This window comes from Streptomyces sp. NPDC059874, assembly GCF_042731135.1.
Classification (GTDB): Bacteria; Actinomycetota; Actinomycetes; order Streptomycetales; family Streptomycetaceae; genus Streptomyces.
The window spans coordinates 1-19,296 of the sequence record NZ_JBHWJY010000103.1 but is presented as its reverse complement, the minus strand read 5'-3'; the positions used below and the strand labels follow the sequence as shown (position 1 = coordinate 19,296).

Below are 19,296 nucleotides of genomic sequence, written 5' to 3'. Positions count from 1 at the left end.
ACGAGGGGCGATCCTGGGGCGATGTGCCATTACTGCGGATGCCGCCAGATCCCCCTCGTCAAGGAGTTCATCGCCGAACACGAGGCGGTGACCAACGCGGCGGGCGACGCCCTCCGCGCCCTGGGCGCGGGCGACCTCCCCAAGGCCCGCGCCCTCATCCGTGAAATGCGGACCGTCCTCCTCGCCCACTGGAAGGGCGAGGAGGACGGTCTTTTCGCTGTCATGTCCACGGACCCCGAATACGCGGACTACATCGAGGCCCTCACGTCGGAACACCGCGACCTGGCGGCGTTCCTCACCCGCGTGGACCTCACGTCACCATCGGACGTGACCGCCTTCCGCCAGGCCATGGACGACCTCCACCACCACATCGCCAAGGAGGAGGACGGCCTCTTCCCGGCCTCCCTCACCGCCCTGACGGGCGACGAATGGGACCTCTCCATCAAGGCCTGGCGCACGGCCCACCCGGGCAGCGAACTACACGCCGCCGGCTGACACGCTCCACCTACACCTGCACCTTGACGGTCTGATTCAGCGCGACGAGCGCCTGCGCCCACCGCACGTACTTCAGCTGTCCGAGATCGGCGACGGTCTTCACTCCGAACGCCTCCTTCAGCAGCTCGCCGTCCTTGTCGGTGACGCCTTTGAGCGCGGCCACGGGCGCGGAAAGCACCTCGGAGAGGGGCTTGTCGGCCCACGCCTTGTCGAGCACCTTGTCCAGATCGATCGCCATGAGTGTTCCCTCCCGGAACGTCGGAACCACAACACGGGCAAATCTAACTCAATCGGACAATATCCCCACCGTCCGACACCCCGGGTGAATCTCAGAGCATGATGAGCAGACGCGTGTTCGCCTTGAGCTTCCTGTTCACCGAACGGCTCTGCACGTACACCTCCAACTTGGGATTGCGTCCCGCCTTCACGGAGACGGTCCCCTGGATACCCGTGCCGAACAGAAGACTGCGGGCCGCGTCACCCGTGTACGCGCGGTCGGTGTCCTTCTCGACCACGATGACTTCCTTGTCGGGCTGAACCTGGACCCGCGTGCCCAGCTGGTAGTAACACGCCCCGCGTTCGTACGTCACGCCCGGATGCGAATCGACGAACGCCCGGATCTCGACCTCCTTGTCGACCTTCAGGAGTCGGTACTTGTCGGCCGGGACCGGTTCGAGGTTCGCCCGCACGTCGTCCACCGAGATGTCCTGGCCGACCGCGAACAGGTTCTTCGTGCCGCGCACGCCCTGCTCACGGCCACGCAGGAAGCTGGTGGCGGCAGCGCGCACCGTACCGATCGCCTCCTCGACGCCCTCCTGGGAATCCGCGTCCCAGATGGCGATGTTTCCGGCCGGGAAGCCGTAGTTCTGGGCGGTCCGCTTCGCCAGGGAGTTCGGAACGAGGATCGCGGAAGTCCAGTGACCCGGAAGCGCGCCCATCTTCGCCGCGATCTTGTCGAGCCAGGGGCCGAGGACGGTCATGTCACCGTCGTGCCGCCTGTCGCCGCCGGAGGCGTTCTCCTCGCCGTCCGTCACCACGATCTGGAGGAAGCTGTGCTCGCCGTACTCCTCCCAGATGTGGCCCAGGTCGTCCAGGGACTTCAGCGAGGCCTCGATCAGGGCCGTGGCGCCATTGTTGACCTTGTACAGACCCCGCATGGACGGCAGGTGCTTCACGTCCATGTCCCAGACCAGGTTCTCCACCCTGTGGTCGAACGAGTAGAGACTGATCCGGGTCTCGTGGCCGAGGCTGTCCGACTCCGTCTTCAAGCCCGCCACGAACTCGTCCACTACACGGACGAGTTGACTCTGGTGTTGGCGCATGGAACCCGAACAGTCCACTACCAGCGCGACGTGGTTCACCTTGTGCTGGATCTTGTTGGCCGTCACGTATCCGCCCCTCCGACGCTCCCCGAGTGATGTCTCCACACTAGGAGGAGGCACTGACAACGCAGCTCCCGTCCGGAGCCCGCCGAGGGTCCGCCGCCAGGCACCGGCGCAATCCCTCGAAGGGGGTCATCGCCACCTCCGGGTGGTTCGAACGCCGCGTCACGGAGTGCCGGCCGGGCGGCCCTTGGGGTCGGGCGGCGGCCCGGAAGTGTGTGCGGGCGTTCGTTCCGCGGGGGCCGTGACGCCGTTCTGAGCAGCCACGTTCTTGCGGCGTCAGTAAGCGGCCATGGCAGCTCGGGAGGAATCTTGCGATCCGTGCACGTTCATGTGGTGTTCGACCCGGCACCGGGCGGGGGTGGCCGCGCATGAGGCTGCTCCGGCGACCCGAGGTCGTCCAGCCGGCCGTCTCCGAGAGTGAGCGCCGGTTGTTCGGCGGGCCCCTGCGGTACGACGCCGGGTGGTCGAACCACGACTACGCCCGACTCGAAGGACGACTGATCAGCACCCTGCGCTCCATGCCCCGCATGGTGCGCGGGACCCTGCGGCTCGCCTGGGAGACCGATCGGCGGGCTCTGCTCACCGTCGCCGTCGCCGAGGCCGGGCAGGGGGTGACCTCCGCCGTCGGGCTGCTCGTGCTCAGCCATGTGCTCCGTACGCTGCTCGGCGCGGGGAGTCCCGGCGATCGGCTCCATGCCGCCCTGCCCGCCCTGGCCGCCGGCGCGCTCGTCGCCGTACTGGGGGCCGTGCTGGCCTCGCGCTCCACGGCGGCCGCAGGGCGGCTGGAACCCAAGATCGAGCGGGCCGCGCACGAGCAGTACCTGAAGGCCGCCGTCGAGGTGGAACTGGAGGCCATCGAGGACGGCGAGTTCCGGCGACTGCTCGACAGCGCCCAGTGGGGGCCGCCCTCGGCACGCCGGACGGTGGGGGCCTGTGTGGCCACGCTGGGAGGGGCGATCTCCCTCGTGGCCACCGCCGGGGTGCTGACCGTGCTGCACCCGTTGCTGCTGCCCATGCTGCTGCTGATCGCGGCGCCGCGCGGCTGGGGGGCGATGCGGGTCGCGCAGCGGCGGTACCTGTCCGTCATCACCTGGGTCGAGCACGTACGGGCCGCCCGGCTCATCGGTCAGCTGCTGATCTCGCGCACCTCGGCCCCCGAGGTCCGGGTGCACGGCGTCGGCCGCTATCTGCTCGGCCACTACCGCAACATGGGCGAGCACGCGGAGGGCGAGGCCACCCGCCTGGCCAAGGACAAGGCCGCCACCGAGCTGCTCGCCGCCGCGCTGTCCGGGGCCGCCGCACTGATCACGTACGGGGCGATGGGCGCGCTCATCGTCACCGGCCGGATGGACCTGGCCATCGCCGGCACCGCCGTGATCGCGGTGCGGACCGGCTCGGCGAGTCTGGGCGCGCTCGTCGCCACCACCAACACGCTGCACGAGGAGTCCCTGTACGTACGGGACTTGGAGCGGTTCGTGGCGGAGGCGGGTCGCCGTGCCATCCCCTCCGACGGGCTTGCGCTGCCCGAACGGATGGGAGTGGTAAGGCTGGACGACGTCTGCTTCAGCTATCCCGATCGCGACGTGCCCGCCCTCGCGAACGTCACCCTCGCCGTGGAGGCCGGCAGCGTCGTCGCGCTCGTCGGGGAGAACGGTTCGGGCAAGAGCACCCTCGTCAAGCTGCTCGCCGGACTTCACCTGCCCGACTCCGGGTCCTTGACCTGGGACGGGGTGGAGGTGCGGGACGCCGATCGGGAGCAGGTCTTCGATCGGGTCGCCCTCCTCACCCAGGACTTCGAGCGGTGGCCGGTGACCGCCCGGACCAACATCGCCATCGGTCGGCCCGGATCGGACGACACCGAGCAGGCCGCGGAGGTGGTCGCCGCGGCGCGCCACACGGGCGCCGACCGGGTCGTCGAGAAGCTGCCGAACGGCTACGAGACCCTGCTCGCACGCGTGTTCAGGGGCGCCTCGGAGCTCTCCGGCGGGCAGTGGCAGAAGTTCGGTCTGGCCCGGACCCACTTCCGTGACGCCCGCGTGATCGTCGTGGACGAACCCACCTCGGCCCTGGACCCGGAGGCGGAGATCGCCGCCTTCGAGTCCATCCGCGGCCTGGCCGGGCCGCAGCGGGCGGTGGTCCTCGTGACGCACCGGATGTCCGGGGTGCGGTACGCGGACGTCATCTACGTGCTGCACGAGGGACGGCTCGTCGAACAAGGCGGACATGAGGAGCTGTTGGCGCTCGGCGGGCGGTACGCGTCCATGTTCCGGATGCAGGCCGATCAGTTCGGCCAGGACCCGCGCCCGTCTATCCCGCGGCAGGCCGTGGCGCCACGAAAGGACGGATCCGTCACCTGAAGAAGTGAACTGTCCCTTATCCCCGGGGCGCCGGGGGCAGGGCACTGCTGATCTCGTGCGGGGGCCGGAGCGACCCGGCCCCCGCACCCATGACTGAAAGGTCCGATCCCGACGTGACGCAGCCGTTCCAACTGCCGGATTTCTACGTGCCCTATCCGGCGCGACTGAACCCCCACTACGAGGTCGCGAGGCTCCACACCAAGCAGTGGGCGCGCGACTTCGGGATGCTGGAAGGTTCCGGCGTCTGGGAGGAGAGCGACCTCGACTCGCACGACTACGCGCTGCTCTGCTCGTACACCCACCCCGACTGCGCCGCCGACGCGCTGTCGCTGGTCACCGACTGGTACGTGTGGGTCTTCTTCTTCGACGACCACTTCCTGGAGATGTACAAGCGCACTCAGGACCGTGACGGCGCAAAAACGTATCTCGACCGGCTCGCCGCCTTCATGCCGATGCACCTGGCCGACGGTTTCCCCGAGCCCACGAACCCGGTCGAGGCGGGTCTCGCGGACCTGTGGCGTCGGACCGTGCCCGCGATGTCCGCGGACTGGCGGGAACGGTTCTCCTTGTCCACGAAGAACCTGCTCAACGAGTCGATGTGGGAGCTCGCCAACATCAACATCGGGCGCGTGGCGAACCCGCTCGAATACATCGAGATGCGCCGCAAGGTGGGCGGCGCCCCCTGGTCGGCCGGTCTCATCGAGTACGTCTCCGCGGAGGTCCCGGCGCGCGTCGCGCACTCGCGGGCCCTCGGAGTGCTCCGCGACGCCTTCTCCGACGCCGTGCACATCAGGAACGACATCTTCTCCTACCAAAGGGAAGTGACCGATGAGGGCGAACTCTCCAACGCCATCCTGGTGTTGGAGACCTTCCTCGGCTGCACCACCCAGGAGGCCGCCGAGGCCTCCAACGACCTGCTGACCTCCCGTCTCCAGCAGTTCGAGCAGACCGCGCTCACCGAACTCCCCCAGCTGTTCACCGACCACGCCATGACTCCGGTCGAGATCGCGGCCGTCCTGGCGTACGCGAAGGGCTTGCAGGACTGGCAGTCCGGCGGCCACGAATGGCACATGGTCTCCAGCCGCTACATGAACAAGGAGGCCAAGGCCACCGCCCCGCTCACCCTGCCCTTCCTCCCCACCGGGCTCGGCACCACCGCCCTCGACCTGCGGTCCGTCTTCACACGGCGCTCGATGGAGCTGCGCCGCCGCTCCTTCACCCACGTCCCCTTCGAGCGGACCGGGCCCTCCGTCGTCCCCGACGTCTACATGCCGTTCGAGCTCACCCTCAGCCCGCACCACCTGTACGCGCGCGAGGAATCGGTCGCCTGGGCCCGGCGCATGGGGCTGCTGGATCCACAGCCCGGCGATCCCGGCTCCTCCATCTGGAACGAGAGCAAGCTGCGCGGCTTCGACTTCGCGCTCTGCTCCGCCGGTCTCGACCCCGATGCCACGCCCGGACAACTCGCGCTCAACGCGTGCTGGCTGACCTGGGGCACGTACGCGGACGACTACTACCCGGTGGTGTTCGCACGGGCCAAGAACCTGTCTGCGGCCAAGGCGGCCACCGCCCGGCTGATCGACATGGTGCCGGTGGACCACGCCGACCAGGCGCGACCGGTCACCGCGATGGAGCGCTCACTGGCGGACCTGTGGGTGCGCACCACCGCCACGATGGCTCCTGCCGACAGGGCCGTGTTCCGGGACACCCTGATCACCATGCTGGAGAGCTGGGTCTGGGAGGTCGACAACCAGATCGCCAACCGCGTCCCGGACCCGGTGGACTACGCGGAGATGCGCCGCCACACCTTCGGCAGTGAACTCACCATGTACCTGTGCCGGCTCGGTCACCAGGGGCGGGGCATCCCCGACGAGCTCTACTCGTCGGGTGTCATCCGCTCCCTGGAGAACGCGGCGGCGGACACCGCTTGCCTGATGAACGACATCTTCTCCTACCAGAAGGAGGTCGAGTTCGAGGGCGAGGTGCACAACCACGTGCTCGTCACGCGGAACTTCTTCGACATCGGCTACCCGGAGGCCCTCAACATCTGCCACGCGCTGATGACCCAGCGCACCGAGGAGTTCGAGCACATCGTGGCGACCCAGCTGCCGCTGCTCTACGACGACTGGAAGCTCGGAGCGGAGGCGCGGTCCGCGCTCGACGCGTACGTCGTCGAGCTCCAGGACTGGCTGGCCGCCATCCTCAACTGGCACCGGAAGGTCCGCCGTTACCGGCCGGAGGACCTGCACGGGCTGCCCGACGCGCTGTCCACCGGCGTCTGGGGTTCCGGCTTCGGCATGTCGGCCGCCCGGATCTTCCTGCCCGCCTGACCGGAGGACCTGTCAGAACTCGTCGGAGGTGTGCGGCAGCAGTCCGTTCCCCGTCGCCAGGGCCGCGTCCAGCGCCGCCGCCGCGCCGGGCGTGTGCTCGCGTACGAGCCCGGCCGCGACGAGTTCGACGACCCGGGTCCCGCCCAGGTAGCAGGCGGCCAGCTCCCGTACGTCCAGGGCCAGGTCGGGGGCGGTGTCCGCGTGTTCGTACGCCGCCCCGCCCGGCCCCGCCTTGAGCCGGAACCGCCCGGCGTTGGCGGGCAGCCGTACGTCGTGCACCTCCAGCACCAGTTCCACCTCCGCGGCCCAGGACCGCGCGGTCAGCGCCGCCCCCACGTCGACCAGGCGCAGCCAGAGCGCCGGGAACTGGGCGGTGACCCGCACCTGGTCCCGGTCGGCGGCGAAGTGCAGCAGCGGGTCGTCCACCGGCCGACCCCAGGCGGAGACCTTGCCGGTGAGGTCGAGGGCGGTCAGGCACTCCCACAGGGCGGCGGCGACCGCCGGGGTCTCGGCCTCCAGCTCCTCCACCCGGACCAGCCCCGGTGTGCGGACGGGCCCGGAGTCGTCCTCCGCCTTGGTGCGGTAGACCACGTAGCCGGCGATCGGCTCGTCCGGGTCGCCGAGGACGATGATCCGGGGCGGGCTCAACTCATCGTCGTCCTCGGCCTGTTCGCACAGCCATTCCTCGCGCCAGCGCTCCGGGCTCCGGGTCGGGCGGCCGGCCCGCACGGCGCGGGCCGTTTCGTGGAAGGGGCCGATCTCGGCGAGCGCCCCGTCCGGGTCCACGAGCCGCAGCGGGCGCGGGTCCGGGTCGACGCGCAGGGCCAGCGGGCGGGTGGAGTCGATCTCGACGGTGACCCCGGTGGTCGCGCCACCGAAGCCGAAGCGGCCGTAGATGGCGGCCTCGGAGGCCCAGAGGGCCGCGATCGGGCTGCCGGTCGCGGAGGCCCGCCCCAGCATCTCGGCCATCAGCCCGGTGAGCACGCCGCGGCGGCGGTGGGTGGGCGCGACGGAGACGAAGGTGAGCCCGGGGCAGGGCAGGTCCGCCCCGGGCACCGAGAGCCGGAAGTCGTGCGCGGCCATGAAGCCGACCAGGGCGTCCCCGTCGTACGCGCCGATCCGCAGGCAGCGCGTCAGCAGCGCGTGGTGCTTCTCGCGGCCCTCCTGCTCGGGCCGATCGTGGAAGACCAGGTACGCGAGCTCCAGAGCACGCTCGATGTCGGCCTCGGGTACGTCACGGATGTCCACCATGATCGGCAGACTAATCGGTCATCCCGGACCGGTCACCCCAAAATGGCCTGATGTGCTCGTTTGGCCAGTTCGAGTACCTTGCCCGGTGCCCGCCCGATACCCGTCCGGCGCCTTCACCCTCCCGTCGGGCCGGTCCAGCCGGCCGGGACGTGGCCGAGCCGGACCCGCTGCGGGTGGTCGCCCACCGGGACGGACACCCGCTTGGTTCCGGTGGCGAAATCGATGGCCGTGACCCGGTCGGCGCCGCTCTCGGAGATCACGCAGGATGTCCCGTCGCCGTCGACCGTGGCCCAGTACGGCTTGTCCGCGGGCACGAGCGGCCCCTCGGCGAGGGTGGCCCGGTCCACGACGGTCGCGTAGTCGTCCATGGTCCCCGCGATGCAGAGCTTGGTCCCGTCCGGGCTCATGGACATGCCGTGGTGGCGGGAGTCGTTGACCCACTTGGTTCGGTCGGTGCTGGTGCCGGGGCTCGCGGGGAGCATCTTGAGGCGGGTGATCCGGTCGGAGGCGACGTCGTACTCCAGGAAGCCGTTCAGGAAGGACACCTGGAAGTAGAACTTCGACTCGTCGGGGCTGAAGGACACGGGGCGCACGGCGTCGGAGAGGTCGGGGCGGCCGAAGGCGTCCAGTCGCTCGCGCATGTCGATCACCCGGACCGTGCGGAAGGTCTGCGCGTCGACGATCGTGATCTTCCGGTCGCCCTTCGTCCAGTCCAGCCAGGGCGCGTCGAGGGCGGAGGTCACGTCCCCGATGGCGCTGTTCCACAGGAAGCGGCCGTCAGCGCTGAAGACGTTCTCGTGCGGCTTGTCCCCGGTGGAGAAGGACCCGACCTGCCGGCCGGTGGCGATGTCGAGGACGTGCACGGTGTTGGCGGTGGAGGCGGAGACCGCGACCTTCGTCCCGTCGGGCGAGACGGCCATGTGGTCGGCCCGGTAACCGGCCACGGGGAAGCGCCAGTTGACGCGGCCGGTGCGCACGTCGATGGAGACGACGTCGGCGAAGCTGGGTCGGGAGGCCACGACGGCCGTGCCGTCGGGGGTGGTGTACATGTCGTCGACGAACTGGTCGTGGCCCTCGCCGGCGGTCTCCCGGACGCCGAGGAAGAAGGCGAGCTTGATCGGGTTGAGGTAGATCTCCCGGAGCCGCTCCGCCTTGTCGGGGATCACGTTGATGCGACCGACCTTGGCGAGGTCGCCGGTGGAGGCGAGGACATCGGCGGTGCCCTCCCAGTTGTTCCCTACGAAGAGCACCTCCCGCAGTCCGTCGCCCGGAGCCGCCGCGGCCGCGGTCGCGGCCCCGGCCGCGGTCGGTACGGCGGCGGCCAGCAGGGTGGCCGCGGCGAGCGCGGCCAGGGTGCGGAGGGTACGTGACATCCGTTCAACTCCGGTGTGGGGAAGGGGTGGAGAGCGGGATGGAGAGGGATGGAGAGAGTTCCTCCTGTTACCGGCCGGTAAAATAGGCGGAACGCCAAAAGGGCGCAACCCCTACGGGTCACGCCCTTGCTCACCTTGGACGTCACGTACGGACGTCAGCCGCTGCCGTCACCGCTTCAAGCGACGGAACCGATCCGGTCGATCACCGTCGTCGACAGGTCGGGGTGGATCGGGATGTGCGCGCCGGTCAGGGACACGCCGGTGCCGCCGCGCCGGTTGGCGACGATCTCCGCGGCGATGGACAGCGCGGTCTCCTCCGGGGAGCGGGCGCCGAGGTCCAGGCCGATCGGGGAGCGCAGCCGGGCCAGTTCGAGCTCGGTCACGCCGGCCTCGCGGAGCCGCTTGTTGCGGTCCTCGTGGGTGCGGCGGGAGCCCATGGCGCCGACGTACGCGACGGGAAGTCTGAGGGCCAGTTCGAGGAGCGGGACGTCGAACTTGACGTCGTGGGTGAGTACGCACAGGACGGTCCGGCCGTCCACGTCCCCGGCCGCTGACTGCGCCTCCAGGTAGCGGTTCGGCCAGTCCACGACGATCTCGTCCGCCTCGGGGAAGCGGATCTTCGTCGCGAAGACCGGCCGCGCGTCGCACACCGTCACCCGGTAGCCGAGGAACTTGCCGATCCGCACCAGCGCGGAGGCGAAGTCGATGGCACCGAAGACGATCATCCGCGGGGGCGGGACGCTGGACTCGACCAGCACCTTGATCGGCTCTCCGCAGAGCCGGCCGTCGGCGCCGATCTCCAGCACGCCGGTCCTGCCGGCGTCGAGCATGGCGCGGGCCTCTTCGGCGATCGTGCGGTCCAGCTCGGGGTGTGCTCCGAAGCCGCCCTCGTGGGCGCCCTGGGTACGGACGAACACGGCCCGGCCCATGAGCTCGGCCGGGCCCTCGGCCATCCGGGCCACGGCGGCGGCCTCGCCGCGAGCGGCGGCGGCCAGGGCTGCCGCGAACACCTCTCGTACGGGAGACCCCGCCGTGACCGGGGTGACCAGGATGTCGATGATTCCGCCGCAGGTCAGACCCACGGCGAAGGCATCGTCGTCGCTGTACCCGAAGCGCTCCCGGACGGTTTCGCCGTCCTCGAGCGCCTGCCGGCACAGCTCGTACACCGCACCCTCCACGCATCCACCGGAGACCGAACCTATGGCCGTGCCCTCGCTGTCGACAGCGAGTGCGGCCCCGGGCTGCCTGGGTGCGCTTCCGCCGACCGCCACGACTGTGGCGACCGCGAAATCGCGACCCTGCTCGACCCACCGGTGCAGTTCTGCGGCGATGTCCAGCATGGAGGCCTCCTCGGACAGGTTCGTTATCCAGTATCGGACACGTGGAGGGTGCGGTTTCGTACGGAACCGATCAGGTCCGGTCGGGTCAGTGGACCCCGAGCCAGCCCTCGATCGGGTTGAGGGCGAAGAAGACCACGAAGATCGCGGTCAGCGCCCACATGAAGGCACCGATCTCCCGGGCCTTGCCCTGCGCGACCTTGATGGCCACGTAGGAGATGACACCGGCGGCCACACCGGCCGTGATCTGGTAGGTGAACGGCATGATCACGACGGTCAGGAAGACCGGGATCGCGGTCGCGCTGTCGGACCAGTCCACGTGGCGGGCGTTCTGCATCATCATCGCGCCGATGACGACCAGGGCCGCGGAGGCGACCTCACCCGGGACGATCTGGGTGATCGGGGTGAAGAAGAGGCAGGCGGCGAAGAACAGACCCGTGACGACGGAGGCGAGGCCTGTGCGGGCTCCCTCACCGACGCCGGTGGCGGACTCGACGAAGACCGTCTGACCGGAACCACCCGCGACGCCACCGATGGCGCCACCGGCGCCGTCGATGAAGAGGGCCTTGGACAGGCCCGGCATGCGGCCCTGGTCGTCGGCGAGCTTGGCCTCGGTACCGACACCGATGATGGTGGCCATCGCGTCGAAGAAGCCGGCGAGGACGAGGGTGAAGACGATCATGCCGATGGTCATGGCGCCGACTTCGCCCCAGCCACCGAACTCGACGTCGCCGAAGAGCGAGAAGTCGGGCATCGAGACCGCGGAGCCCTTGAGCTCCGGCGCGCCGTTCTTCCAGGCCTTCGGGTCGATGTCGACGATGGCGTTCAGGATGGCGGCCAGGACGGTTCCGCCGACGATGCCGATCAGGATCGCGCCGGGGACCTTGCGGGCCTGGAGCATGAAGATGGCCAGCAGGGTGATGCAGAAGAGCAGGACGGGCCAGCCGGCGAGTTCACCGACGGAACCGAGCTGCACCGGGGGACCGAACTCCGGACCCCTGCCCACGAAGCCGGCCTTCACGAGGCCGATGAGGGCGACGAAGAGACCGATACCCATGGTGATCGCGTGCTTGAGCGCGAGCGGGATCGCGTTCATGATCATCTCTCGGAGGCCGGTGACGACCAGGAGACAGATCACGACGCCGTACATCACGCACATGCCCATGGCCTGCGGCCAGGTCATCTGGGGGGCGACCTGCGAGGCGAGCACACCCGAGACGGAGAGACCGGCGGCGAGTGCGAGCGGCACCTTGCCGACGAAGCCCATCAGGAGCGTGGTGAGGGCCGCGGCGAAGGCCGTGGCCGTGATGAGAGCCGCGGGCTCCATCGTGTTTCCGGCGACATCCTTGCCGGAGAGGATCAGCGGGTTGAGCAGGAGGATGTAAGCCATCGCCATGAAGGTCGTGATACCGCCACGAACCTCATTGCCGACGTTGGATCCTCTGTGCGTTATGTGAAAGTACCGGTCGAGCCAAGAACGTCCGGCGGGGTTGAGAGAGCCGTCGCCGGCCTCATCCGCACTGGTCTTGGGCTCCACAGACGACTGGGTCATGGTGCCTAACTCCCAAGGTTCATAGGGGCACCCGCATGAAGATTGGAGACGCGGGATTTGGGAAACTGCGTTGGCTGCACGACCCGGGGTGACGGCCCGAGACGACGCGATTGTTCACTGCGTTTACTGCGGGTAGCGCGGGGGTGACCCGCTGGTACTACGTGGTTTTCTTGCAGGGGTACTGCCAAGTGAAGAGACCGCGAGCGGTGCGGCGCTTCGTAGTGCTCCGGGCGGTGCGACTGGCAAGTGTGACGTTCCCGTGTCACACCGCCCGGAAGTCTTGGGTGTCCGGGGGCCTCTCGGCCCCCGGACCACGCCGTCCTAGAGGGTCCCGGTTAGGGCTTCCGGACGGATCGGCGTCTTGTTGAGCTCCAAACCTGTCGCCTGCCTGATCGCCGCGAGGACGGCCGGGGTGGACGACAGGGTCGGGGCCTCGCCCATACCGCGAAGGCCGTACGGCGCCTTCGGGTCGGCGAGCTCCAGGACGTCGACCGGGATGGTCGGGGTGTCGAGGATGGTCGGGATCAGGTAGTCCGTGAAGGAGGGGTTGCGCACCTTCGCGGTCTTCGGGTCCACGATGATCTCTTCCATGATCGCCACGCCGAGACCCTGGGTGGTTCCACCCTGGATCTGGCCCACCACGGAAAGCATGTTGAGCGCCTTGCCGACGTCCTGCGCGGTCGCCAGCTCGACGACCTTGACGAGGCCGAGCTCGGTGTCCACCTCGACGACCGCGCGGTGCGCGGCGAAGGTGTACTGGACGTGGCCGTCGCCCTGGCCGGTGACCAGGTCGAAGGGGACGGTCGGCCGGTGCCGGAACTCCAGCTCCAGGTCGATCGCCTCCTCGCCGTCGAGGATCTCCGCGATGTCCGCGAGGACCTCGCCGCCGTCGGTGACGACCTTGCCGCCTTCGAGCAGCAGCTCGGCGGTCGCCCACGCCGGGTGGTAGGACCCGTTCTTGCGGCGACCGATCTCCAGGACGGCCTCGCGGACGGCCTCGCAGGTGTTCTTCACGGCGCCACCGGTCATGTACGTCTGCCGCGAGGCGGACGTGGAACCGGCGGAGCCGACCTGCGTGTCGGCCGGGTGGATGGTCACGTGCGTGACGCCCAGCTCCGTGCGGGCGATCTGCGCGTGGACGGTGACACCGCCCTGGCCGACCTCCGCCATGGCCGTGTGGACCATGGCGACGGGCTCGCCGTTGATGACCTCGAGCCGCACGCGGGCGGTCGAGTAGTCGTCGAAGCCCTCGGAGAAGCCGACGTTCTTGATGCCGACCGCGTAGCCGACGCCCCGGACGACGCCCTCACCGTGGGTGGTGTTGGAGAGGCCACCCGGCAGCGCGCGGACGTCCGCGCCCTCGCCGGCGGTCTCCCACTGGCGCTCCGGCGGCAGCGGGCGGGACTTGACCCGCCGCAGCAGCTCGGCGACGGGCGCCGGGGAGTCCACGACCTGGCCGGTGGGCATGATCGTGCCCATCTCCATGGCGTTCAGCCGGCGGAACTCGACCGGGTCCATGCCCAGCTTCGCCGCGAGCTTGTCCATCTGGGCCTCGTACGCGAAGCAGGCCTGGACGGCGCCGAAGCCGCGCATCGCGCCACAGGGCGGGTTGTTGGTGTAGAGGGCGATCGCCTCGATGTCGACGTCGTCGACGACGTACGGGCCGACGGAGAGGGAGGACGCGTTGCCCACGACCGCCGGGGAAGCGGACGCGTACGCGCCGCCGTCCAGGACGATCCTGCACTTCATGTGCGTGAGCTTGCCGTCCTTGGTGGCGCCGTGTTCGTACCAGAGCTTCGCCGGGTGACGGTGCACGTGGCCGAAGAAGGACTCGAACCGGTTGTAGACCATCTTGACCGGCTTGTTCGTGGCCAGCGCCAGGAGGCACGCGTGGATCTGCATCGAGATGTCCTCGCGACCACCGAAGGCACCGCCGACGCCGGAGAGCGTCATGCGCACCTTCTCCTCGGGGAGACCGAGGACGGGGGCGATCTGCCTGAGGTCCGAGTGCAGCCACTGGGTGGCGACGTAGAGGTCGACACCGCCGTCCTCGGACGGCACGGCCAGGCCGGACTCCGGGCCGAGGAAGGCCTGGTCCTGCATGCCGAAGGTGTACTCGCCCTCGACGATGACGTCGGCGCGCTCGCGGGCCTCTTCCACGTTGCCGCGGACGATCGGCTGGCGGTGCACGATGTTCGGGTGCGGGACGTGACCGATGTGGTGGTCGTCGCGACCCTCGTGGATCAGCGGCGCGTCGGGGGCGAGGGCGGAAGCCTCGTCCGTGACGAGCGGCAGCTCCTTGTAGTCGATCTTGATCTTGGCGGCCGCGCGGCGGGCGGTCTCCGGGTGGTCGGCGGCCACGAGGGCGACCGGCTCACCGTGGTGACGCACCCGGCCGTGGGCGAGAACCGGGGTGTCCTGGATCTCCAGGCCGTAGTTCTTCATCGCGGCCGGCAGGTCGTCGTACGTCAGCACCGAGTAGACGCCGGGCATGGCCAGCGCCTCGGAGATGTCGATGGAGACGATCTCGGCGTGGGCGACGGTGCTGCGCAGGGTCTGGCCCCACAGCATGTCCTCGTGCCACATGTCCGAGGAGTAGGCGAACTCGCCGGTGACCTTGAGGGTGCCGTCCGGGCGGAGGACGGACTCGCCGATGCCGCCCTTGGCGTGCTTCTGCGTGACGTTGGTCGGCGTACCCGCCGGGACCGTGCGCGTGTTCTGAGCCATGGTCAGACCGCCTCTGTCTGACGGGCGGCCGCGAGGCGGACCGCGTCGAGGATCTTCTCGTAGCCCGTACAGCGACACAGGTTGCCCGAGAGGGCCTCACGGATGTCCTGGTCGGACGGGGACGGGTTCTCCTCCAGGAGCGCGTCGGCCTGGACCAGGAGGCCCGGGGTGCAGAACCCGCACTGGACGGCGCCGGCGTCGATGAACGCCTGCTGGATGGTGGAGAGCTCGACGCCCTCGCCGGTCTGGGAGTCGGCCGGCCTGGCCTGCCACTGCTTGGCCGTGTCCAGGGAGACGCCGCCCTTGCCGCCGCAGGCACCGCCGTGGCCGTGCTCTTCGCGCTGCTTGGCGAACTCCGCCAGGCCCTCGACGGTCACGACGTCGCGGCCCTCGACCTGACCGGCCGCGACCAGACAGGAACAGACCGGCACGCCGTCGAGACGGACGGTGCAAGAACCGCACTCGCCCTGCTCGCAGGCGTTCTTCGAACCCGGCAGGCCCAGGCGCTCACGCAGCACGTAGAGAAGGGACTCGCCCTCCCACACGTCGTCGGCTTCCTGCCGGCGACCGTTGACAGTGAAATTGACGCGCATGATTACGCAGCCCCTTCCAGCGAGCGGCCGTTGCCGGCACCGCGGTACTGCTCCCAGGTCCAGACGAGCTGGCGGCGGGCCAGGATGCCGACCGCGTGACGTCGGTACTTCGCCGTGCCGCGGACGTCGTCGATCGGGTTGGCCGCGCCGGAGGCGAGGTCACCGAACTGCTTCGCGATCGACGGGGTGATGACCTTGCCGGACTCCCAGAAGCCACCCTCTTCGAGCGCGGCGTTCAGGAACTCCTCGGCCGCCTTCGCGCGGATCGGGGTCGGCGCGGCCGAACCGATGCCGGTGCGAACCGTGCGGGTCTCGGGGTGCAATGCCAGGCCGAAGGCGCAGACGGCGATGACCATCGCGTTGCGGGAGCCGACCTTGGAGTACTGCTGGGGACCATCCGCCTTCTTGATGTGGACGGTCTTGATGAGCTCGTCGGCGGCGAGCGCGTTGCGCTTGACACCGGTGTAGAACTCGTCGATCGGGATCAGGCGAGAGCCGCGTACGGACTCGACCTCGACCTCGGCACCCGCCGCGAGCAGCGCGGGGTGCGAGTCACCGGCCGGCGAGGCGCAACCGAGGTTGCCGCCGACACCACCGCGGTTGCGGATCTGGGGGGACGCGACCGTGCGCGAGGCGAGCGCGAGTCCCGGCAGCTCCGTGCGGAGGTTCTCCATGATCTGGGTGTACGGGACGGAAGCTCCGAGCCGGACCACGTCCTCGCCGATCTCCCACTCCTGCAGGAGACCGATCCGGTTCAGGTCCAGGAGGTACTCCGGCCTGCGGTGGTCGAAGTTGATCTCAACCATCACATCGGTGCCACCTGCGATCGGCACGGCTGTGGGGAACTCTGCCTTTGCGGCGAGCGCCTCCTCCCAACCGGCTGGGCGAAGGAAGTCCATGTGCGGCTCTCTTCTTCGTAATCGGGTCGTTTACTTCAAGCCAGGATCCGTAGGTCCCTCGACTGGTCGTTCACGTGTTGTTAACGCGGTGTGGACTCAGTACACCGGCCGCCTGTCCCCCGGGTGCAGTCACCGAAACCATGAAGGAGTTGGCTGACGACCTCCCTCGTCTTGTAGATTCGTATGAAAGGCAGGATGCGACGACCTGCCCGATTTCCAACGGCAACAATCGAGACAGATCGGCGGCGACATCATGCGGCTGCGCGCACTGCTGGAAACCGAGGCGCTGGGGCTGCGGCTGCTGGGCGGCGAGGAAGAACTCGACCGGACGGTCCGCGGAGTCATGACGACCGACCTACGGGATCCCAGCCGATACCTCTCGGGGGGTGAACTCGTCCTCACCGGCCTTGCATGGAGACGAAATTCAGCCGACTCCGAGCCATTCGTACGAATCCTCGCAAGCGCGGGCGTGGCGGGCCTCGCGGCGGGCGAGGCCGAGCTGGGCGACATCCCGGACGATCTGGTGTCGGCCTGCATCCGCAACCGCCTGCCGCTGTTCGCGGTGAACGAAGACGTTGCATTCGCCACGATCACCGAGTACGTGGTGAGGCAGGTCTCGGGCGAGCGCGCCGGGGACCTGGCGGCCGTGGTCGACCGCCATCGCCGGCTGATGACCTCGGGTCCCGCGGGCGGCGGGCCCGACGTGGTGCTGGATCTGCTCACCACCGACCTCGATCTCCGGGCCTGGGTGCTGTCCCCCACGGGCCGGCAGATCGCCGGGGCGGGCGAACCGCTGGCACCGGGGGTGTGCGCTGCACTGGCGAGCGAGCACCTCGCGGCGGTCCGGACCGGCCGCAGGGGGCCGCACCGGATCTCCATCCAGGGTATTACCTACTCGCTCTTCCCGATCAGGGGACACGGGCGCGCCGCCACCGGCCCGACCCCGAAGGACGTGCGCGAGAGCGTGCTGTCGGACTGGCTGCTGGCCGTGGAGGCGGACGCGGGCGACTGGCCCGCCGAGCGCCTGGACCTGCTCCAGGGCGTCACCCAGCTGATCGCCGTCGAACGGGACCGGCGAGACGCGGCGCGGACGGTGCGCCGTCGGCTCGCACAGGAAGTCCTCGAACTGGTCCAGACGGGTGCTCCGCCCGCCGAGATCGCCGCCCGTCTGCGGGTGGCGGCCCCGGTGCTGCTGCCCGGCGTGGGCGGCGCCCCGCACTGGCAGGTCGTGGTGGCCCGGGTGGACTGGGACGGCGGGGACATCCCCGGCGGCCCCGTGGCCCAGTCGCTGCTGGAGGAGATCCTGGTCGACCCGTCCGTCTCGGGGCCCGAGCCTTCCGACCGGATCGCGGTGGCCCATGCGGGTGACGAGGCCATCGCGCTGGTGCCGCTGCCCTCGCGGCCCGGGGACGGGGAGGACAAGGGCCCGGACACGGCCCTGCACGCCGACGAGCTGCTCGCGGCCGTACGGGACCCCCTGGCCGCCGGTCTCGACAACGACGGCCGGCTCACGCTGGGCGTCAGCGCGGCCGTGCACTCCGCCGAGGGGCTGCGCGGAGCGCTGGAGGAGGCCCGGCACGCCCGCCGGGTCGCCGCGGCGCGCCCGGGGCGGGTCTGCGCGGCCGGCCACCACGAGCTGGCGTCGCACGTGCTGCTGCTGCCGTTCGTGCCGGACGACGTGCGGCGCGCCTTCACGGCCCGGCTGCTGGACCCGCTGCGGGACTACGACCGGCGCCACCGGGCGGAGCTCATCCCGACGCTGGAGGCGTTCCTGGACTGCGACGGTTCGTGGACCCGGTGTGCGACGCGGCTGCACCTGCACGTCAACACGCTGCGTTACCGGGTCGGGCGAATCGAGCAGTTGACGGCGCGGGACCTGTCCCGGCTGGAGGACAAGCTGGACTTCTTCCTGGCACTGCGCATGAGCTGAGGAATCGTGCCCGCCGCCGCCCGGTCCACCGGGTGGGGGCGGCTGACGAGGTGTCCGGACTTTGTGAAAGAGTTCACCCGACCCCTTGGCCGAAGCCGTGGATCCGTGCTCTCATTTCGCCCCAGGGCTCGACGACGTGCTGCTTGGTTGCTTTGGGGAGGGCAATGTGGCGGATACCGCCATGTCCGGTGCCGGATCTACGGGGGGAGAAGACCCCCTCCAGCGGGCGATATGGCGGCTGCGTTCGCGCGGCTGTTGGACCGACGCCGCAGCGCTCCTGATGCCGCATGCGGGGAACGCGGGGGCGGCCGTACAGCGGACCGCGCTGCTGGTCGAGCGCTGCCTGTTCACGGGGCAGGGCTGGGCCGAGGCCGAGGACGCGCTGCGGGTCGCCGAGGCGGTCTCGCAGGACGACGACGACCGGGGCGCGGCGGCCTGCGAGCGGGGCCACCTGGCGTACGCGGCGACCGTGCTGGGCGTACGCGACCGGGCCGACGAGGCCCGCTCCGCGCTGGGCCGGGCGGCGGCGCTGCTGTCCCCGGATTCCCGGACCCGCCCGCTGCTGGACTTCCGCCGGGGGCTGGTCGCCGAGCACCTGGCGGACGCCCCGCAGTCGGCGCGGCCGGCGTACCGGCGGGCGCACGCGGGGGCGGAGGCGCACGGGGACACGCTGCTGCTGTCCTTCACGTGGCGCCACCTCGCTGCGCTGGCCTTGCGGGACGGGGAGGTGGCGGAGGCCCGCAAGGGCTTCGTGGAGTCCCTGCGCATCCGGGAGGAGCTGGGCTTCCTGGTCGGCACGGCCCCGGCGCTGGCCGCCCTGGCCGAGGCCGAGCCGGAGCCGGAAGCGGCCCGTCTCCGCGCGGAGGCGCGCCGCCTGTTCCACCTCCTGGGCGGCATCCCCACCTGGCTGGCGGACCAACTCCACCCAGCCCCCTCCCCGACGGGGTAGCCCCTGTACTTCCTGCGGCGCCGCTGCCGGGGCTCCGCCCCGGACCCCGCGCCTCAAACGCCGGGGGCTGGGTTTGTCCCCCTGCGGGGCCAGAGTCCAGCCTCGCCGGCGTTTGAGG

At 70.0% G+C, this 19,296-nt stretch carries 14 protein-coding genes; 5 read left to right on the top strand and 9 right to left on the bottom strand.

From position 1 onward, the window contains the following. Nucleotides 1–21 precede the first annotated feature (21 nt). Complete coding sequence (locus tag ACFV9H_RS36725; RefSeq protein WP_385407324.1) at nucleotides 22–495, top strand: hemerythrin domain-containing protein; 474 nt, start codon at nucleotides 22–24, stop codon at nucleotides 493–495. Between the two features lie 10 nt (nucleotides 496–505). Here ACFV9H_RS36725 and ACFV9H_RS36720 read toward each other — a convergent pair whose 3' ends face one another. Further along, on the bottom strand, nucleotides 506–733 hold the full coding sequence (locus ACFV9H_RS36720) for a hypothetical protein (RefSeq protein ID WP_385407322.1): 228 nt from the start codon (nucleotides 731–733) through the stop codon (nucleotides 506–508). Nucleotides 734–824: 91 nt separating this feature from the next. Then, entirely contained in the window at nucleotides 825–1,883 is a 1,059-nt protein-coding gene (locus tag ACFV9H_RS36715) for a VWA domain-containing protein (protein WP_385407320.1), read from the bottom strand. A 365-nt stretch (nucleotides 1,884–2,248) separates the two neighbouring features. Here ACFV9H_RS36715 and ACFV9H_RS36710 point away from each other — a divergent pair, with 365 nt between their 5' ends. Together ACFV9H_RS36710 and ACFV9H_RS36705 are read left to right on the top strand one after the other, a co-directional pair. Next, complete coding sequence (locus ACFV9H_RS36710) at nucleotides 2,249–4,237, top strand: ATP-binding cassette domain-containing protein (protein WP_385407317.1); 1,989 nt, start codon at nucleotides 2,249–2,251, stop codon at nucleotides 4,235–4,237. 113 nt (nucleotides 4,238–4,350) lie between these two features. Further along, nucleotides 4,351–6,567 (top strand): germacradienol/geosmin synthase, encoded by a 2,217-nt coding sequence (locus ACFV9H_RS36705; RefSeq protein ID WP_385407314.1) that lies wholly within the window; start codon nucleotides 4,351–4,353, stop codon nucleotides 6,565–6,567. Between the two features lie 12 nt (nucleotides 6,568–6,579). On the opposite strand, the gene ACFV9H_RS36700 is transcribed toward ACFV9H_RS36705, so the two are convergent. The 7 genes from ACFV9H_RS36700 to ACFV9H_RS36670 form a co-directional block, all read right to left on the bottom strand. After that, nucleotides 6,580–7,818: a GNAT family N-acetyltransferase gene (locus ACFV9H_RS36700; RefSeq protein ID WP_385407311.1), complete on the bottom strand. Its 1,239-nt coding sequence runs from the start codon at nucleotides 7,816–7,818 to the stop codon at nucleotides 6,580–6,582. A gap of 113 nt (nucleotides 7,819–7,931) precedes the next feature. Beyond that, a complete protein-coding gene (locus tag ACFV9H_RS36695) occupies nucleotides 7,932–9,191 on the bottom strand; it encodes a YncE family protein (protein ID WP_385407309.1) in 1,260 nt (419 codons plus the stop codon). A gap of 176 nt (nucleotides 9,192–9,367) precedes the next feature. Further along, entirely contained in the window at nucleotides 9,368–10,531 is a 1,164-nt protein-coding gene (locus ACFV9H_RS36690; RefSeq protein WP_385407306.1) for an XdhC family protein, read from the bottom strand. A gap of 85 nt (nucleotides 10,532–10,616) precedes the next feature. After that, entirely contained in the window at nucleotides 10,617–12,080 is a 1,464-nt protein-coding gene (locus tag ACFV9H_RS36685) for an NCS2 family permease (protein ID WP_385407304.1), read from the bottom strand. Between the two features lie 321 nt (nucleotides 12,081–12,401). Further along, nucleotides 12,402–14,807: a xanthine dehydrogenase subunit D gene (pucD, locus tag ACFV9H_RS36680; protein WP_385407301.1), complete on the bottom strand. Its 2,406-nt coding sequence runs from the start codon at nucleotides 14,805–14,807 to the stop codon at nucleotides 12,402–12,404. A 2-nt stretch (nucleotides 14,808–14,809) separates the two neighbouring features. Further along, nucleotides 14,810–15,400, bottom strand: a complete 591-nt coding sequence (locus tag ACFV9H_RS36675) for a (2Fe-2S)-binding protein (protein ID WP_385407299.1) — start codon at nucleotides 15,398–15,400, stop codon at nucleotides 14,810–14,812. Between the two features lie 2 nt (nucleotides 15,401–15,402). Beyond that, nucleotides 15,403–16,299: an FAD binding domain-containing protein gene (locus ACFV9H_RS36670; protein WP_385407297.1), complete on the bottom strand. Its 897-nt coding sequence runs from the start codon at nucleotides 16,297–16,299 to the stop codon at nucleotides 15,403–15,405. 253 nt (nucleotides 16,300–16,552) lie between these two features. Here ACFV9H_RS36670 and ACFV9H_RS36665 point away from each other — a divergent pair, with 253 nt between their 5' ends. Together ACFV9H_RS36665 and ACFV9H_RS36660 are read left to right on the top strand one after the other, a co-directional pair. Continuing rightward, on the top strand, nucleotides 16,553–18,229 hold the full coding sequence (locus tag ACFV9H_RS36665; RefSeq protein WP_385407296.1) for a PucR family transcriptional regulator: 1,677 nt from the start codon (nucleotides 16,553–16,555) through the stop codon (nucleotides 18,227–18,229). Nucleotides 18,230–18,410: 181 nt separating this feature from the next. Further along, nucleotides 18,411–19,178, top strand: a complete 768-nt coding sequence (locus ACFV9H_RS36660) for a hypothetical protein (RefSeq protein ID WP_385407332.1) — start codon at nucleotides 18,411–18,413, stop codon at nucleotides 19,176–19,178. The last annotated feature ends 118 nt before the right edge of the window (nucleotides 19,179–19,296 follow it).

Coding starts and splice junctions, on each gene's coding strand:
- ACFV9H_RS36725 (WP_385407324.1), top strand. CDS start 22: ATGTGCCATTACTGCGGATGCCGCCAGATCCCCCTCGTCAAGGAGTTC.
- ACFV9H_RS36720 (WP_385407322.1), bottom strand. CDS start 733: ATGGCGATCGATCTGGACAAGGTGCTCGACAAGGCGTGGGCCGACAAG.
- ACFV9H_RS36710 (WP_385407317.1), top strand. CDS start 2,249: ATGAGGCTGCTCCGGCGACCCGAGGTCGTCCAGCCGGCCGTCTCCGAG.
- ACFV9H_RS36700 (WP_385407311.1), bottom strand. CDS start 7,818: ATGGTGGACATCCGTGACGTACCCGAGGCCGACATCGAGCGTGCTCTG.
- ACFV9H_RS36695 (WP_385407309.1), bottom strand. CDS start 9,191: ATGTCACGTACCCTCCGCACCCTGGCCGCGCTCGCCGCGGCCACCCTG.
- ACFV9H_RS36690 (WP_385407306.1), bottom strand. CDS start 10,531: ATGCTGGACATCGCCGCAGAACTGCACCGGTGGGTCGAGCAGGGTCGC.
- ACFV9H_RS36685 (WP_385407304.1), bottom strand. CDS start 12,080: ATGACCCAGTCGTCTGTGGAGCCCAAGACCAGTGCGGATGAGGCCGGC.
- pucD (WP_385407301.1), bottom strand. CDS start 14,807: ATGGCTCAGAACACGCGCACGGTCCCGGCGGGTACGCCGACCAACGTC.
- ACFV9H_RS36675 (WP_385407299.1), bottom strand. CDS start 15,400: ATGCGCGTCAATTTCACTGTCAACGGTCGCCGGCAGGAAGCCGACGAC.
- ACFV9H_RS36670 (WP_385407297.1), bottom strand. CDS start 16,299: ATGGACTTCCTTCGCCCAGCCGGTTGGGAGGAGGCGCTCGCCGCAAAG.
- ACFV9H_RS36665 (WP_385407296.1), top strand. CDS start 16,553: ATGCGGCTGCGCGCACTGCTGGAAACCGAGGCGCTGGGGCTGCGGCTG.
- ACFV9H_RS36660 (WP_385407332.1), top strand. CDS start 18,411: ATGTCCGGTGCCGGATCTACGGGGGGAGAAGACCCCCTCCAGCGGGCG.